The following is a 15,740-nucleotide window of genomic DNA, read 5'->3' as shown; positions in this document are numbered from 1 at the left end:
ATAATATTTTATAGTGCTACAGCGTTGGGACGATTTTTATATCCACCATGCCGATACCCAATTTGCGCGGGTCCTGCCCGGTGATATTGCCCTCATTGGAGAGTTGTGGTTCGGGTGGCGTAATAACCAAATTGCGGCTTCCGTTAGGATTGTTGAAATGCAGCGTGGTGGTGGAGAAATCATCACCCAGATTAAGCTGCTGCTCCTCATCACCGACGCGTACCGGGATGGGACGATGCGCGTTCGGACCGAAAGCACGAGCGGTGATCACCACATCAAATCGTGCCGGCAGGGGATCGACATATTCGATGTTAACCTCCGGTGCCAGATTGGCGTTAGACCAGCGCCCCCAGCTCTCAGGACGTGATATCCCTTTAAAGCTCTTCACGCCCTCAGGTGCGCCCGGTACGGTTAGTAAGAAACTGTCTGCCTGGTAGCGAATGGCATTGTCCTCAATGCGTATCTGCTGTTCATTAAGTTGATAGGTCGCAGCACTGACTTCGGCTTTCGGGAAACTGGCTTTGCCCTTCCACAGCGGTTTATCTATGCGCGTGACGGTGGGATGCGCACCCATCTGACCCATCGCAAGGCAGAGGTCGGTAGACAGCGCTAAATCTGGTTGCCACAAACGGGCCATTTTAAAGCAGCGATCGACCCAGACGAATTTATCGGAAGAGGTGAAATCGGCCAGCTGGAAACGCAGAGGTGCCGAATATTCCCCCTCGGGCAGCGGCTCAACACGATCGCTGCCCACGCGAAACAGAATCGGCAATTTGAAGGTTGAACCGGAGAAACTGAAGGTGTTTTTTTGCTGATCGATGGTAAAGGCATCCAGTTTTTTCGGGAAATTCCACAACTGAATGATGTCAGCTTTCCACGCAGTGACCTTCTGTGTCATGTCCTGGAATTGGGTCGACAGAGAGGTTGAAGATAACCCACTGCGGCCCAGACCAATGGCATTATCACCGCCCAGGATATCCAGAACCGTGGCGCCATTATCCAGGGTGCTGCGTTTGCCCGTTAACACTTCTGCCTGAGGTTGATCGCCTCGGATAACCATAAACAGGTCACGGCGTGGCTGTTTAATCAGGTATTGGTGCGCGGTGTTGTTCATCGCCAGATGATCGGAGCTCACGACGATGATGGTATTTTTAAACCAGGGTGAGGCTTTGATACGCTCGATCAAACGCGCGACATGCTCCTGCGAACACGCCACTGCGCTAAAGGATTGGTTTGGTTTGCCGTCATAGCTGTAGCTTTTTCGTTGACAGCTACGAGAGATAAAACCATCGGGATGATGGGTATCCACCGTGAGTGTAAACAGAGCAAAGCGCTTCTGCTGACGTGACAGCTCCTGATACTTCTCGAACACTTCGTCCATCACTGTGTCATCGTAGTAGCCCCAGTTGTTGCGATAACTGGGATCGGCCACGCGGCTTTGCAGCTCCTGCGAACCATACATATTCGCGGGGGAGAACCCGTGAGATTTCAGGAAGGTATCTTTTCCGGCGAAGCGCAGGTCGGCTCCTTGAATAAACCAGTTTTCATAACCGGAGTTCTTCAGGATGTCACCCAGACAGATATTCTGTGGATAAAAGCTGGAGAGCGAAGCCGACGCATTACCATCAAAAGGCGCAAACAACGGAATGCCACATTGTGAAGCGACCATACCGGCAATGGTGTAATCCGTACCAGGAAGCTGCTCGGTCTCACTGAAGTCGATGCTCTGATCTTTCTCACGACTGAGCTCAGGTGCCAGGCCAGGGAAGGCCTGCTGATCAAAGTAGGTACGTTCGAGGCTTTCACCGTAGATATACACCAGGTTGAGCTTGGGCTCGGCGATGACTTTTTTGGGCGTTTTATAATAATCATCGAAGTCAGTGTCTGCCTGCTGCGTATGCGAGGCAATAAGATCCTTCACCTGACGAAAAGCAGGTGTGGTTTGCACTGAACCGGCGGCACAGGCAATGGCCAGTAGACTCCAACCCAAATGATGCGGCCGTTTTCGGCGGCGCAGCAGCCAGGAAAGCAGGCAAAATAGCAGGAACAGGCCAATGATTAATCCAATGGCGGGCACCACATATTTGCTGATACCTGCTCCGGTCAAACTGTTGGTTAAGGTGTAAAGCACTGCATCGGTAATGCCGTCGCCAGTGAAATAATTGCTGGCATACAGCGTGGCGTTGAGCACGATAAACAGTGTTAACAACAGCAAGATCAGGATAAACCAGAATTTATTTCGTCCGGCTTTGTAGGAGTAAACGGCGATTGCAGCCAAAAAGAGAACAACCGAAACTATCTCGGACAAGATCAGATCCTCACATTGAAGAGTGACGCAATCCTTGCGCCCACGGCCCTCTTTGGGGGTTATGCGTCAATTTATCCAGGCTGTCACAGGGCTGCAACATAACCAAACAGATTTGTGCGGCGCATTCCGATTCGTTTAATGCGGGTTTAGGCTGACTATGGTTTTACCTGGCAGCAACGTCACCGAGGCTGCCAGCGAGGGAAGGGAGGGGAGATTAGAGTTTGCCAGTCAGATACTGCGCTTCACCGTCAGCGAAGCTCCAGTCGCCTTTGCTGTTGGTGATAAAACTAATCATCAGATCGGTGCCCTTTACGCCACAATTTTCTAAAAGCTCGCGTGCTAACTCTGCCATGAACAACGATTTCTGTTCTTCACTTCTCGGGCTGGTATAAACCCGTACCATCACCAGGTTATCGGTGCGTTCAAATCCCAGGCCGGTGTCCTGGAATACCATTTGGTAGCTTTTGTTTTCATGAACAATCTGATAGCGGTCGCGCGCGGGCACTTTAAACGCTGTCAGCACGGCGCGATGCGCGGCGTCGAGTAAGGTGCGGATCTCTGATTCTGAACGGCCCTGAATGATGTCAAATGTCAATAACGGCATAAATAAACCCTCGTTTTTGCTCACAAGATAAGAGTAGGATGTGGCTCTATGCTGCCGCTTGCTGCAGGAAAGAAAAAGCGTGCTGGTTGAAATGATTATTTATTATTTTGAACAATCCCGATGAAAGAAATCAAAACTGATGCCCTCTGGGTGCATTTACATTGGCTCACCGTATTAGCCGAGTTGGGCAGTTTTACTCGTGCAGCTGAACGATTAGACGTCAGCAAAGCAGCCATGAGTCAAAAAATTAAAGAGCTGGAAGAGATGGCGGGCGTTTCGCTGGTGCAGCGCACCACGCGTAGCGTGCGGTTGACCTCAGCCGGTGAAAAACTGGTGGATGAATTGCGTGACCCTTTTGCGCGCATTGCACAAAGCTTTTTCAGCGTGCGTGATGAAGCCGGGCCGGTAAGGGGTATGGTGCGAGTGAGTGCGCCCGTGGCGTTTGCCCGCCAGCAGTTGGTGCCGATTATCGGCGATTTCCTCAGAGAATATCCTCAGGTACGCCTGCAACTGGACGTGACCGATCGTTTGGTCTCGCTCGGCAGTGAAGGGTTTGACCTGGCGATTCGTCACAGCCAGACATTGCCGGAAACCCATGTGGCTTTGCCGCTGTGTGAGACGAAAGCTTTGCTGGTGGCCTCGCCCGCTTATCTGGCACAAAATGGCGTACCTCAGACACCCGAGGCACTCCAGCAGCATAACTGTTTGTACTATCCGCGCGGGCTGGAATCACCGCAGTGGCGTTTCCGTCCTTTTAACGGGGGAAGCGAGACCGTACAGGTGAAGATTCAGGGGAATTTTGCCACCAATAATAGCGAGTCGATTCGCGATGCCGCGCTGCAAGGGCTCGGTATCGCCATGCTGCCGGATTTCAGCGCGACCGCCGCGTTATCCGCAGGGACGCTTTCACACGTTCTGCCGCAGTGGCAAACGGTGGATGCTTTCGCCGATCGCTTATGGGTGGTGCGCCCGTATGCCGCACAAGTGCCACGGGCGGTCACCACCTTTGTCCATTGGCTACGCGCGCGCTTTGTTGATGGCTGAAGCCAGTGCAACAGTGGCCTGCGGTTGCATCATCTCACCTAACAAACTACTGCGGTTGTAATTACCTAAGCGCAGGTTAAAGTCGAGATGCAGTTGCTCATTGCCGCTCAATTTGATCACCGGAGGCGGTGTCATTGGGCGTTGGTTGAATAGCACCGCATGGACGAAGGCTTCACTTTTCCAGCCGCTCAGGCGTTGATAATAATAGGCGTTGGCTTCACATTTACGCAGATAGAGGTTCACGCGACGATATTCGCGCATGGCGGCTTGTTGCGCCAGTGAACCCAGCTGCTGTTGGGGCTGCTCAATTTTTTGTGTCAGCAACGCATAGTCATCGCGCTTTGCGAGTTCGTTGAAGTAGTTTTGCTCGCCAAGGTTCTTGATTGGTGCGTACTGCTTCTGCCATTCGCGAATAAACGGATTGTTAGGTGCAGCAGCGAGGAACCAGTTTTCAATCACCGGAGCCAGATAGTTGACGGTGGAAATTTCGCGATAGTAACCAATCACATCCATACGGCGCTCTTGATGTGCACGATGCACCCATGAGAGATCTTCAAATAACAGTGTGCTGCAATCAATGGCAATGCCGCCGTAGCGTAATAACAGCTCCAGACGAATGACTTCGCTTTTCTGCTGTTTGCTTAATTGCGTTGAGGTGAAAATAAAATCAGGTAACACTTCTTTTACTGTTAAACGATTTAATAAATAAATATCGTGATCGGGATTATCTTTTCGTAATTTTTGAATATTTAACATCATTGATTTCGGTAAATACTCATCATCCCAATACATCCAGACTTTTTTCGGGATTTCCGGCAAGGCTTTCTCGCCAGAAAACAACACGATATTGTCCTCTTCGCTGGGATCGTACTCCGGCGCGCAGAGCGCAGTATGCTGTTTTTTCTGTAGTAAGGTCTGGCTGGTAAAGGCGATTTTTTTCCAGTTATGCCAGAGCGCAAGCGCTGGCTGGAGACGTTTTGTTTTCATGATGCACCTAATTATTGTGGTTATGGTGGCAAGGATTCCCTGATGCTGGCGGCTTAAGCGCTCTTATGTTTCCTCACGGCTGTGTGTAAAAAGTACTCACCTCAGCTTAATAAAACATTCTGGCCTTAGAGGCTATTACTTTTTTTTGCTTTCAGATAAACCGGAAAATGAAGGATCCGTTAAGCATAAAATTTTCGATAAATAAGTGCGTTGATTGCTGATTCTTTAATTAATCATCATTAGGACTATTCCTAATAAAATAACGTACGCATGGCGATAGCTGCGGCCTGGATTAAAAGTAGCCGCTGATCAGATCGGTTAAGGCGGCTACATTTTCTACTGGCCTGGCAGGGATTTGCCCCTCGTTGATGCCGATTAGCTACGCTTACACCAGAGGGTAAAAACAAAGGAGGCATTATGCAGTCATACACCCGTGGGTTACTGGCGGTGGATAAACAGGGGAATCGTGTCCTGTTTCTCGATCCCGATACCTATGCTGTGCAGCAGGAGTTGAATGCGTTTCCGCCGCGTCCGCATGAGCTGTTGATGCTACCCGAACAGGAGAAGGCCTATGTGCCGATCTATGGCGATGGCATTCACGGTGACAACCCGCATCCGGGCCATAAAGTGGCTGTGATCAATTTACGCCAGCGCCAGATCAGCGGTTTTATCGATTTATCGCCTTTGCAGTCCCCCCACAGTGGTCAACTGGGGCGTGATGGCAAAGTGTATCTCTGTTGTGAAAATAGTGCGGCCGTGGCCGTTATCGATCCTTTAACCGACAAAGTCAAGAAAGTGATCACCCTGCCTTCACACAATGCCCATCGGCTGACGTTGTCTCCCAGCGGGCGCAAGTTGTTTACTGAGAACGAGGAAGACGCGAGCATCACGGTGGTGGATCTGTGTGAGGCAGAAGGGCGCATCATTGATAATATTTTAATGCCCGGCCCCATCGCGGGTATTGCCGCTTCACCAAAGCACCCCTATTTAGTCGCGAGCGCCGCAGATGCGCCGTTGTTGTATGTGGTCGATCGCCAAAGTCATCGTATTCGTCAGCGCATTAGATTGTCAGGCCATCAGCGACCCTGTCAGGTGGTGCGTTTTAGTGCCAACGGTGAACGCTTAGTGGCGATTGGCGATCAAGAGCCGTTGGTGACGCTGTTTGACGATCTGCTCAATCCGCTCGGTGACATTCCGGTCGGCAATAAACCCATGGATGGCTGTTTCAGCTCAGACAACCGTACGCTGTTGATCGCCAATGAAGGTGATGGTTCGTTGAGCGTGATTGATTTGCAGCAGATGAAGGTGATTGCTACACCGACGGCGGGGAAAGGGTGTGAAATATTGAGTTATTTCCAGCTTAAATGAATGGGCGGTGGTAAATCGCGCTGCTCCAGTGGCGGCTGCTGGCATGTTTCTCAGCTTGCCAGCCGCGCTTACGTAACTCACGTGCAATCAATTTGTTCATGATGCCATGGCCGACTAACAAAACGGTGCCCTGTTTGGACAGCGTGACCAACTTGTCTGCGGCCTGACGCGCGCGTTCTCGCGCGTGTTTAACCGATTCCACATGCCCGGCATAACCACACAGCCATAACAGGCGCAACAGTGCCAGCCAGACCGTCAGAGGCAGATGCAGGCGCTCAAACGGCAGCAGGGGCATCGCCACTTCGCTGAAAATGTCATCCACGGCATGCGGTTGCAAACCGAGACGTGCTAAGGATGAGCGCGCGCGCGGCAGCGGGCTGGAGGCAATCACGCTGGCTAGATGCGCAATCGCCCTGCTGCGAGCCGGGGGCGTGTCACAAATATCAGCCAGATCATACCCCTCGCACCAGTCTGCCAACGCTCGCGCAGAGAAGCGTCCGCTCACCGGATGGTCAGGTTTGCCGTGTCGCATAAGGATGATAGTCATAAGCGTCCTGATTGATTTTTATCCAGTGTAATGCAGGCATCAACTCAACCGCGAGAGTAAGCTCGTTTTAAGATTAATTCGCAATTGTCATCAAAGCTTAACTGTATTGTGCGAAAAAAACCGCGATGAAAGATCAGATGCCACTCTGCCAATGATAAGCATTCATCGTTAATAACATGCGGTTTGACGAATGATGATTCAGGCGCGTGAGATGTAATGTCATGAATTGACGCCATTTTTGTCTTTTTATCCCAAGCTATAGTAAAGATAAATTAATTGTTTTTACTTTTATCACTTGATTTATCTACGCGCGTAGATAGACTGTATCCACAGTGATAGCTCACGGTGCCAGAGACGAAGTTGGCCTTGAGATGACCCAGTTACATTTGCCTTACTAATGCGATCGATGAAAATCACATCGGCGAGAACAGGCGAATAAGCGAATTCCAACACCAGGGGAATTCTTTGACTTTCATCCAGGTTTGCCTACTGAACGTCGTCACCGGGGTGTTCCGCTTGTTGCAAGGGAATCGACCCACGGAAGGGCGTTTGCTGTTTTCACCTATTTCAGGGAAAGGGTTATGACGGTACATCAATCCGTTTCGCAACAAACTTCACTGACCTCCACTTCAGCTGCCGATGCGCGGTTGGAAACCCCCTCTGGCCGCAAAGATTTCTGGCGCGCTACCTTCTCATGTTGGCTGGGCACTGCCATGGAATATGCGGATTTCGCGCTCTATGGTCTGGCTGCCGGTATCATTTTTGGCGATGTGTTCTTCCCCAATGCCACCCCGACAATGGCGTTGCTGTCCAGCTTTGCTACCTGGTCGGTCGGCTTTATTGCCCGCCCAATAGGTGCGCTGCTGTTTGGTTGGATAGGCGATCGCAAAGGCCGAAAAACCGTCATGATCGCCACCATCATCCTGATGGGGGCTTCCACCACTTTAATTGGTCTGATTCCTTCCTACGCCACCATTGGCGTGTGGGCGCCTGCTTGTCTGGTGTTGCTGCGCTTTACACAAGGCCTTGGCGCAGGGGCTGAGCTTTCAGGCGGCACCGTGATGTTAGGTGAATATGCACCGGTTGAGCGTCGTGGCCTGGTCTCCTCTGTTATTGCCCTCGGCTCCAACAGCGGCACGCTGATCGCCTCACTGGTGTGGCTGGCGGTGATTCAGATGGATAAAGAAAGCCTGCTCGCCTGGGGCTGGCGCATCCCGTTCCTCAGCAGTGTGCTGATCGCGGTGGTCGCGCTGTGGCTTCGTCGTCACCTGCGTGAAACCCCGGTCTTTGAACGCCAGCAGGCGGAATTGCAGGCCGAGCGTAATGCCACCTTGCAACAGGCTGCTTCCGAGATTGATACCCGCAGCTTCTGGCAACGCAGCCGTGCGTTTTGGACCATGGTGGGTTTGCGCATCGGTGAAAACGGTCCTTCATATCTGGCGCAGGGCTTTATTGTGGGCTACGTCGCCAAAGTGCTGATGCTCGATAAATCGGTGCCGACCACCGCGGTGTTTATCGCTTCGCTGCTGGGTTTCCTGATCATTCCTTTTGCCGGTTGGTTATCAGACCGCTTTGGTCGCCGCATTACCTATCGTAGCTTCTGCCTGTTGCTGATGATCTACGCCTGGCCCGCCTTTAGTCTGATGGATAGCCATGATCCGGCCATCGTGATTCCGGTGATTGTGGTCGGTATGGCACTGGCTTCGCTGGGCATTTTTGGCGTTCAGGCTGCGTGGGGCGTTGAGATGTTTGGTGTCAAACACCGTTACACCAAGATGGCAGTAGCGAAAGAGCTAGGGTCTATCCTTTCAGGTGGAACGGCACCTTTAGTGGCTGCAGCGCTGTTGTCTTACACCGGTCACTGGTGGGCGATTGCCGTGTACTTCTCGGCGATGGCGAGCATCGGATTCCTCACGACTTTTGTGGCACCCGAAACGCGCGGGCGCGATTTGAATCTCCCGGAAGATGCTATTTAGCGCTCAGAGGTTGTGAGTTAAACATCGCCATTGGCCGGATGCTCCGGCCAATGGCATTGATACAGAGGCAAGATCCTTGGCGAAATCCCCAAGCGGAAATGTGACACGCAGTGATGTGGCAAAAGTCGCTGGAACCTCAGTGGCGGTGGTGAGCTACGTCATTAATAACGGTCCACGTCCGGTGGCGGAAGCGACGCGCCAGCGTGTACTGGATGCGATCAAACAAACCGGTTATCGGCCCAATGCCGTGGCGCGTGCGCTGGCTTCTGGCAGCACCAAGACTTTTGGGTTGGTGGTGCCGAATATCAGCAACCCCTTTGTCGCTTCGATGGCGCATATGCTGTTGCAGGAGTCACTTAATCACGGCCACGTGATGTTGCTGGGTGATGCCGGGGACGATCGTAAACGCGAACTGGAACTGATCCAGGGATTGTTAAATCGTCAGGTTGATGGGCTGTTTTATAACAGCGTTGATCGGCATCCCTACATTGATGTGATTCAGGCCAGTGGAACACCGTTGGTGATGCTGGATCGCGTTGAGCCGCGCCCCGGCGTCAGCATGTTACGCGTCAATGAACAAGAGGCTTCACGTCAGGTCACGGCGCATTTACTGAGCCACGGTTATCAGCAGGTTGGCATCATCAGCGGCCCGCTGGAGATGCTCAATGCCCAGGACCGTATTCAGGGCTGGCGGGGGGCGATGGCCGAACAGGGCTTACCGATTGATGAAACCCTGATTTTCCCAGCCAACTTTACGCGGCAGGGCGGTTACGACGCAACCAAGCGTATGGTCGCCAGCGGACGTGTTCCGCGCGCCCTGTTTACCAGTAATGAAGGCCAGGCGATAGGCTGCATCCGTGCGCTCTCTGAGCACGGTTTGCGTGTGCCGCAAGATGTCGCGCTGGTGTGCTTCAACGGGACCGATCAATCAGCGTTTCATGTCCCCACGCTGACCACCGTACGTCAACCGCTGCGTGAAATGGCTCGCAGCGCTATTGCCATGCTGAAAAATTGGGATGGCGACGCACAACTGGCAGAGTTTCCTCACTATCTCGAACTCGGTGAGTCCTGCGGCTGCCAGCTTATCCAACAAAAATAAACTTATAACATTATGAAAAGACTGATTATTGATTGTGATCCGGGGAATGGAATTGCAGGTGCGAACACTGATGACGGCCTTGCGCTGGCATTAGCGTTGGCTTCACCTTCGCTATCAGTAGAGCTGATTACGACGGTCACCGGTAATACACCGAGCGCCGTGGGCGCGCAGGTGGCTAAAGACCTGTTGCAACGCCTTGGCCTCAATATTCCGGTGGTGCAGGGGGCATTGCAGGCGCTGCGTGAAGACCCGGCGCCGTGGCGCGCCCGCCTTGATGGCGTGCAGGACGAAAAACTCGGCGAACTATGGCGTGGCGTGCGTCAGCCCCAGGTGCTTGCGGCTGATGGCAATGATGCTGCTGGCGTGATGGGGCAGTTGATTTGCGATAACCCCGGTGAGTTTACGCTGGTAGCCATCGGCCCATTGACCAATGTGGCGCTGGCGCTGCAGCGATACCCACAGATGGCGGAATCGGTGGCAGAGATTGTCATCATGGGCGGCGTCTTTGCGTTGGATGATTACATCAAAGACACCAATTTTGGCCTTGATCCGGAAGCGGCCCACCAGGTGTTACACAGCGGTGCCACCATCACCCTGGTGCCGATGGATGCGACCACGCAAACGCTGATGACGCATCAGGATCTTAACCGCCTTACCGCCAATGACCATCCTCTACCGCAGTTTGTGCGCGAGACGCTGCGCCCGTGGATTGACTACTCCATTCGTACACGTCATTTGCCAGGCTGTTGGATCCATGATGCGCTGGTGATTGCCTGGTTGCTGAATCAACGAGTGGCGGATGGGGTCGATTATCATGTCGATATTGAACTGCGTGCCGGTGCCACGCGGGGCAAAAGCTGGCGCTATCGTTTACCCTTGCGATTGGATATCGGCGTGCCTGAGCAAACCGGCGCGTTGGTGCATGTGATGCACAGCGTGAATAATCCGTTACTGCTGGAGATGATCGAGCAGGCATTTAATCGGTTGAAACGCTGAACGATGTGCAATAAAAGGCACCGCGACCTTGCGGTGCACTATCCTCACCCTCCGACACGCTTCCTTACACCGCGAATCACTCCCTGACAATTCCCCGCCGCAGCCGGTCTTTCTGACATGCTATATACAAATGGTTAACACAATAATAACCAGTGAAACCATTTGCTGGATAACGTTCCAATAAATTCCGGTCAACGAACCGGAAGCAATCAGACAGGATACCCCTATGTTCAACTGGACTGCGACCCAGCGAAACGTGGCTTTTGCCAGTTTCGCCAGCTGGACGCTGGATGCGTTCGATTTCTTTATCCTGGTGTTTGTACTCAGCGATCTTGCCCAGTATTTCAACACCAGTGTCTCCGATGTTTCCATTGCCATTATGCTCACGCTTGCGGTACGACCGATTGGCGCATTGATTTTTGGTCGTCTTGCTGAGAAATATGGCCGACGCCCGATCCTGATGCTTAATATCGTGATGTTTTCACTGTTCGAACTGCTGTCGGCTTGGTCACCCAATTTCTCTGCCTTCCTGGCGTTCCGCGTGATTTACGGCGTGGCGATGGGCGGAATCTGGGGGGTGGCATCGTCTCTGGCGATGGAAACCATTCCCGACCGCTCACGTGGTTTGATGTCCGGTATTTTCCAGGCAGGCTATCCCTGCGGTTATCTGCTGGCATCGATTATTTTTGGGCTGTTTTTCGAAGCGGTGGGCTGGCGAGGTATGTTCCTGATTGGTGCGTTGCCGATTCTGCTGCTGCCGTTCATCTATTTCAAAGTGCCGGAATCGCCGGTGTGGTTGGCAGCGCGTGAGAGAAAAGAGAGCACGGCACTGCTACCAATCATTCGTCAGCACTGGAAGATATGTATCTATATGGTGCTGCTGATGGCCTGCTTTAACTTCTTCAGCCACGGTACACAGGATCTCTATCCCACCTTCCTGAAGGTGCAGCATCAGTTTGATCCCCATACCGTCAGTATTATCGCTATCAGCTACAACATTGCGGCGATGCTCGGCGGGATCACGTTTGGCGCATTGTCAGAACGTATTGGCCGCAAGAAAGCGATTATTCTGGCGTCTTTCCTCGCGCTGCCGGTGCTGCCATTGTGGGCGTTTTCAAGCGGCTCGTGGATGATTGGCATCGGCGCATTCCTGATGCAATTCATGGTGCAGGGCGCGTGGGGTGTTGTTCCTACCTATCTTACCGAGCTGGTGCCGGCAAACGCCCGTGCGGTGCTGCCTGGCTTTGTTTATCAACTGGGTAATCTGATTGCCTCCGTCAATGCGACCTTGCAGTCACGGATTGCAGAGGCCCACGGCGGCAACTATGGCCTCGGGATGGCCATTGTTGCAGGGACGGTGGCGGTACTGATTTGCGTGTTTGTCGCCTTTGGACGGGAGACGCGCGGCATCGAAATCTCTGGTGCTGTGGCGCGCGAGCAACGTTAGAGCGTTTCGCAGACGTCAATCCATTTCGCCGCAGTGAGGTCAGCCATTCGCTGCGGTGAAATGCGCACGGCGCTGTGGATTGAGCCAGCAGCGGGCAACACTTCTTCAAAGCTGCGCAGCGTCACATCACAATAGACGGTCAGGGGATTCTCTAATCCGAACGGGCAAACGCCACCCACCGGATGACCGGTCCAGTTCACCACTTCATCGACGCTGAGCATGCGTGCCTTGGCACCGAGCGCGGCTTTCAGCTTGCGGTTGTCGAGGCGGGCATCCCCACGCGTGACAATCAGCACAATGGCATCTTTCACTTTCAACGACAGGGTTTTGGCGATTTGCCCAGGCATCACGCCATGAACGCGTGCGGCCAGTTCTACCGTGGCGGTGCTCTCTGGCATCTCGATGATATCGATATCAGGTGCATGTTCGGCAAAGAAGTGCCGTACCGACTCCAGGCTCATTTTTTCTCCGGCAAAAACAGAGACTAAAAGCTGCCATAAGGGGGGAAAAGTGTAAACGAGATAAAAAGAGAATCTGTAACAGAATGCGCGGAGGTTAAACCACTTTTAACGTGCAGTTACCACAACGTTCAACATCAGGAATACGATAGCGCTGGCAGCAACTACGACGTTCCATTTCACCGTTGCGCGGGATCATGGTGCGGTACAGTGGGTTGTCACTGCCATCTAAGAGTGTCTGGGTAAAGAACAGCGCCTGTTGCAACTGCGCAATAACGTGCTCAGGCAGTTGGTTTTTCAGCTCACCCAGGAACCAGTAAAATGAGAAACCCATGTTGTTCCAGATGAGTTTCGCATTGATATCACCGTGCTGCGTCATGCCGTTGACGGCGGGTATCAGACATTGCTGGATCAGGCGATCGATACGCTGCTGTGCGCTGAGGTAGCGAGCCTCGCTGTCTTCCTGCACATCAATCCAGAAGGCGCAAGGGTGACCATTCTCATGGAACTCAACATGAATCAGATGTGGCGCGCAGCTCAGTGCCCGTGGTTCCTGCAGTAGCATCAGCATCAGTGGTGAGAGCAGCAATCCAAAATACCACTGCGCCCACAGTGATTGCAGCGGCTTGGCTTCCTGCTGCACATCAGGGTGATTGCGATACAGGTAATCGCTGTAGCGCTGGGTCAGGCGGCGATAATGCACGGGTTTCGACCATTCGGCGAGCGTCAAAGTTCCGGCCGGGGCGGGTTGTCCAAGCTTCACGTTATCCAGCATGTAGCTGCGTTGATCGCGCATCAGATCTTCCAGCGCGCTCGCTAAAGTGCGGTCGCTCTGCATAAAGATCAGGGGATGCTCGCTGTAGCGATGATCCTGATGCGTGATAATCGGCATGCCGGTCCTGAGTGATAACGGGAATCGAGAAACAAATGATAATCGTTACCAGATTAATGGACAAGGTGTCATCAGCACAACCACCGTAACGTTGGCATTTAACCCGCCGGGTTTCGTACGCATAAAAAAACAGCGCGATAAATCGCGCTGCTTCGTTATATGTCTGATTTTACTGTAACTCGCTGCTCACCGAACTCAGTTTCGGCAAATCTTCCCACGCCAGAATAGTGTTTCGGCCCTGATTTTTTGCCACGTACAGTGCACGATCTGCATTCGACACCGCCTGATCAAAATCTTCAGCGAAAATCGGGGCGATGCCCGCACTGATGGTGACATGGGTAGAGACCTTTTCGTTAAAGCGGTGGGGGATCTCTAAATCCACCACGTACTGACGTATCCGCTCTGCCAGTTTCATCGCAATCGAGGCATTGACGTTGGTCATCAACACCAGAAACTCTTCCCCACCGTAACGTGTCACCACATCACGGGAACGCACCGCATCACGAATGGCAACGGAGACGCGCGCCAGGGCCTGGTCGCCCATCGCATGGCCGTAGTTGTCGTTATAGGCTTTGAAGTGATCGATATCCAGCAACAACACATAATGACTACCCGCATGGTTTTCCATGATGGTATCCAGTCGATTCTTGAGTCCGCGGCGGTTGTAGAGGCCCGTCAGCGGGTCCAGCATACTCAAATCGCTGAAACTCTCTTTTTCCTCATACAGTTGGCTCACCAGGCGTCGCGTAAACGTATCAAAGCGGCGGCGCATTAAATGGTGCAATGAGAAACCGATTAACGGCAGGGCAATCGTGAATATGATCATCACTAAATGCTGGCCATCATCCAATAACAGCACCGTTAATACTGGCGGCGTGATGTGTAAACAGAATGCAATCAAATAATCACTCAGCGCAATGGCACTGACAAAGAACACGCTTAACAAACTGATTATTAAAAAGCTGCCATCAAAATAAAAAACCTGATGGTATCTATGGTTAATATGCCAGGCCCACAGCGCACCTAATATCAGGGCGACAGGATTTAATAGCGGTAATTTTTGTTTTGGCATCACTAAACAGATTGTCAGTAATGTCAGGCTAAAAGCGGCGACTAACCCCACTGGCAGCGAACTTACCGGGCTATCTGTGCCTAAAAACGGTAACAGGCAAAAAAGCGAAACGGCGACATTCAAAAACAAAAAAAGCATCAGCGAAAGCCGATATTTGCTGTGTTTCAACTCATCATAAGATTGTAATTTCATTATTATTACTCGTGACAGCCCTGAAATATCAAAGCGCTACCCGAGGGAATTAACCCCGTAAAGTGGATAGTGAGCACGTTATTGTTGTGTTATTAAAAATGTTATCGGCGGCAATTTAGCATTTTTCAGTAAATCTGTCATCCAACGTAGCTTTGCTTAAAAAAATCGCTGCAAGATGAGAAATGTTGTCATATGATAATACGAATATTTATCATTTGAGGGTTGCGCGATGATCATGGCGATGATGGCCGCCTGCGGCTTATGGGGTGTGAGCTGGATGATGGGTAAGCGCCTGGACAGTGGTTGGGGCGTGTTACTGCCCTGCGCGGCACTGCCGATTTTTGCGTTGTGGGAACCGAGCTTTAGTCAGTGGCGAGTGGTGATGATTGTTGCGCTGCTGCTCACGGTGGTGATGCTGTTCCACCATCGTTTACGTCACTATTTACTGCTGCCTTCTTGTCTGGCACTGGCGGGCGGCGCGGCTGCCATCACGGTGAACTTCCATATCATCTAATGCCGTTTGCTGAACGGCAGAAACGACAACATCACGCAAAGGCGTGATATTTTCATTTTCTAAATAGGGGATTTTACTGCCAGATAAGTAAGACAACGTGGTGCGAAGGGAGGGACTTGAACCCTCACGTCCGTAAGAACACTAACACCTGAAGCTAGCGCGTCTACCAATTCCGCCACCATCGTATTGTGTTGTCTTTTTTTGTTTATACCATCGCATTGGTGCGAAGGGAGGGA

14 protein-coding genes are annotated in these 15,740 nt (G+C 52.2%); 7 read left to right on the top strand and 7 right to left on the bottom strand.

From position 1 onward, the window contains the following. Window positions 1–16 precede the first annotated feature (16 nt). Both opgB and PSSD_RS09480 read right to left on the bottom strand, forming a co-directional pair. The gene (gene opgB / locus PSSD_RS09485; protein WP_058970967.1) at window positions 17–2,308 is read right to left on the bottom strand and encodes a phosphatidylglycerol--membrane-oligosaccharide glycerophosphotransferase; all 2,292 of its coding nucleotides are present in this window, start codon (window positions 2,306–2,308) and stop codon (window positions 17–19) included. A gap of 214 nt (window positions 2,309–2,522) precedes the next feature. Beyond that, window positions 2,523–2,912 (bottom strand): tautomerase family protein, encoded by a 390-nt coding sequence (locus PSSD_RS09480; RefSeq protein WP_039329557.1) that lies wholly within the window; start codon window positions 2,910–2,912, stop codon window positions 2,523–2,525. Window positions 2,913–3,032: 120 nt separating this feature from the next. Between PSSD_RS09480 and PSSD_RS09475 the strand changes: the two genes are divergently transcribed. Next, on the top strand, window positions 3,033–3,956 hold the full coding sequence (locus tag PSSD_RS09475; protein ID WP_039329555.1) for a LysR family transcriptional regulator: 924 nt from the start codon (window positions 3,033–3,035) through the stop codon (window positions 3,954–3,956). Here the strand turns inward: PSSD_RS09475 and PSSD_RS09470 are convergent. Beyond that, on the bottom strand, window positions 3,930–4,943 hold the full coding sequence (locus tag PSSD_RS09470) for a glycosyltransferase family 32 protein (protein ID WP_058970963.1): 1,014 nt from the start codon (window positions 4,941–4,943) through the stop codon (window positions 3,930–3,932). The genes PSSD_RS09475 and PSSD_RS09470 overlap by 27 nt on opposite strands. Before the next feature lie 417 nt (window positions 4,944–5,360). Here PSSD_RS09470 and PSSD_RS09465 point away from each other — a divergent pair, with 417 nt between their 5' ends. Then, window positions 5,361–6,311, top strand: coding sequence for a beta-propeller fold lactonase family protein (locus PSSD_RS09465; RefSeq protein WP_058970962.1), 951 nt, complete (start codon window positions 5,361–5,363; stop codon window positions 6,309–6,311). On the opposite strand, the gene PSSD_RS09460 is transcribed toward PSSD_RS09465, so the two are convergent. Next, on the bottom strand, window positions 6,304–6,858 hold the full coding sequence (locus tag PSSD_RS09460; protein WP_058970958.1) for a histidine phosphatase family protein: 555 nt from the start codon (window positions 6,856–6,858) through the stop codon (window positions 6,304–6,306). The genes PSSD_RS09465 and PSSD_RS09460 overlap by 8 nt on opposite strands. A 581-nt stretch (window positions 6,859–7,439) precedes the next feature. Here PSSD_RS09460 and PSSD_RS09455 point away from each other — a divergent pair. The 4 genes from PSSD_RS09455 (at window position 7,440) to PSSD_RS09440 (ending at window position 12,376) form a co-directional block, all read left to right on the top strand. After that, the gene (locus PSSD_RS09455; protein WP_039329549.1) at window positions 7,440–8,834 is read left to right on the top strand and encodes an MFS transporter; all 1,395 of its coding nucleotides are present in this window, start codon (window positions 7,440–7,442) and stop codon (window positions 8,832–8,834) included. 76 nt (window positions 8,835–8,910) lie between these two features. Beyond that, a complete protein-coding gene (locus tag PSSD_RS09450) occupies window positions 8,911–9,933 on the top strand; it encodes a LacI family DNA-binding transcriptional regulator (RefSeq protein WP_058970954.1) in 1,023 nt (340 codons plus the stop codon). A 12-nt stretch (window positions 9,934–9,945) separates the two neighbouring features. After that, window positions 9,946–10,929 carry a nucleoside hydrolase gene (locus PSSD_RS09445; protein WP_039329546.1) on the top strand — a complete coding sequence of 328 codons (984 nt, stop codon included), beginning with the start codon at window positions 9,946–9,948 and terminating at the stop codon, window positions 10,927–10,929. A 226-nt stretch (window positions 10,930–11,155) separates the two neighbouring features. Continuing rightward, window positions 11,156–12,376 (top strand): MFS transporter, encoded by a 1,221-nt coding sequence (locus PSSD_RS09440; protein WP_039329544.1) that lies wholly within the window; start codon window positions 11,156–11,158, stop codon window positions 12,374–12,376. Here the strand turns inward: PSSD_RS09440 and PSSD_RS09435 are convergent. The 3 genes from PSSD_RS09435 to PSSD_RS09420 all read right to left on the bottom strand — a co-directional run bounded on the left by PSSD_RS09435 (window position 12,373) and on the right by PSSD_RS09420 (window position 14,990). Continuing rightward, window positions 12,373–12,837 carry a YbaK/EbsC family protein gene (locus PSSD_RS09435; RefSeq protein WP_039329541.1) on the bottom strand — a complete coding sequence of 155 codons (465 nt, stop codon included), beginning with the start codon at window positions 12,835–12,837 and terminating at the stop codon, window positions 12,373–12,375. The genes PSSD_RS09440 and PSSD_RS09435 overlap by 4 nt on opposite strands. A gap of 94 nt (window positions 12,838–12,931) precedes the next feature. After that, on the bottom strand, window positions 12,932–13,726 hold the full coding sequence (gene fhuF / locus PSSD_RS09430) for a siderophore-iron reductase FhuF (protein ID WP_039329539.1): 795 nt from the start codon (window positions 13,724–13,726) through the stop codon (window positions 12,932–12,934). A 169-nt stretch (window positions 13,727–13,895) separates the two neighbouring features. After that, window positions 13,896–14,990, bottom strand: coding sequence for a GGDEF domain-containing protein (locus tag PSSD_RS09420; protein ID WP_039329536.1), 1,095 nt, complete (start codon window positions 14,988–14,990; stop codon window positions 13,896–13,898). Between the two features lie 229 nt (window positions 14,991–15,219). On the opposite strand from PSSD_RS09420, the gene PSSD_RS09415 reads away from it, so the two are divergent. Then, complete coding sequence (locus tag PSSD_RS09415) at window positions 15,220–15,504, top strand: DUF1435 domain-containing protein (RefSeq protein ID WP_039329534.1); 285 nt, start codon at window positions 15,220–15,222, stop codon at window positions 15,502–15,504. Window positions 15,505–15,740 lie beyond the last annotated feature (236 nt).

The sequence above is a fragment of the Type-D symbiont of Plautia stali genome, assembly GCF_001485335.1.
In the GTDB taxonomy this organism is placed as follows: Bacteria; Pseudomonadota; Gammaproteobacteria; order Enterobacterales; family Enterobacteriaceae; genus Pantoea; species Pantoea vagans_C.
This window is presented reverse-complemented; position numbering and strand designations above follow the sequence as displayed.

What these genes read in the sequence shown, in the direction of transcription:
- PSSD_RS09480 (WP_039329557.1), bottom strand. Translation starts at nt 2,912, where the DNA reads ATGCCGTTATTGACATTTGACATCATTCAGGGCCGTTCAGAATCAGAG.
- PSSD_RS09475 (WP_039329555.1), top strand. Translation starts at nt 3,033, where the DNA reads ATGAAAGAAATCAAAACTGATGCCCTCTGGGTGCATTTACATTGGCTC.
- PSSD_RS09470 (WP_058970963.1), bottom strand. Translation starts at nt 4,943, where the DNA reads ATGAAAACAAAACGTCTCCAGCCAGCGCTTGCGCTCTGGCATAACTGG.
- PSSD_RS09465 (WP_058970962.1), top strand. Translation starts at nt 5,361, where the DNA reads ATGCAGTCATACACCCGTGGGTTACTGGCGGTGGATAAACAGGGGAAT.
- PSSD_RS09460 (WP_058970958.1), bottom strand. Translation starts at nt 6,858, where the DNA reads ATGACTATCATCCTTATGCGACACGGCAAACCTGACCATCCGGTGAGC.
- PSSD_RS09455 (WP_039329549.1), top strand. Translation starts at nt 7,440, where the DNA reads ATGACGGTACATCAATCCGTTTCGCAACAAACTTCACTGACCTCCACT.
- PSSD_RS09445 (WP_039329546.1), top strand. Translation starts at nt 9,946, where the DNA reads ATGAAAAGACTGATTATTGATTGTGATCCGGGGAATGGAATTGCAGGT.
- PSSD_RS09440 (WP_039329544.1), top strand. Translation starts at nt 11,156, where the DNA reads ATGTTCAACTGGACTGCGACCCAGCGAAACGTGGCTTTTGCCAGTTTC.
- PSSD_RS09435 (WP_039329541.1), bottom strand. Translation starts at nt 12,837, where the DNA reads ATGAGCCTGGAGTCGGTACGGCACTTCTTTGCCGAACATGCACCTGAT.
- fhuF (WP_039329539.1), bottom strand. Translation starts at nt 13,726, where the DNA reads ATGCCGATTATCACGCATCAGGATCATCGCTACAGCGAGCATCCCCTG.
- PSSD_RS09420 (WP_039329536.1), bottom strand. Translation starts at nt 14,990, where the DNA reads ATGAAATTACAATCTTATGATGAGTTGAAACACAGCAAATATCGGCTT.
- PSSD_RS09415 (WP_039329534.1), top strand. Translation starts at nt 15,220, where the DNA reads ATGATCATGGCGATGATGGCCGCCTGCGGCTTATGGGGTGTGAGCTGG.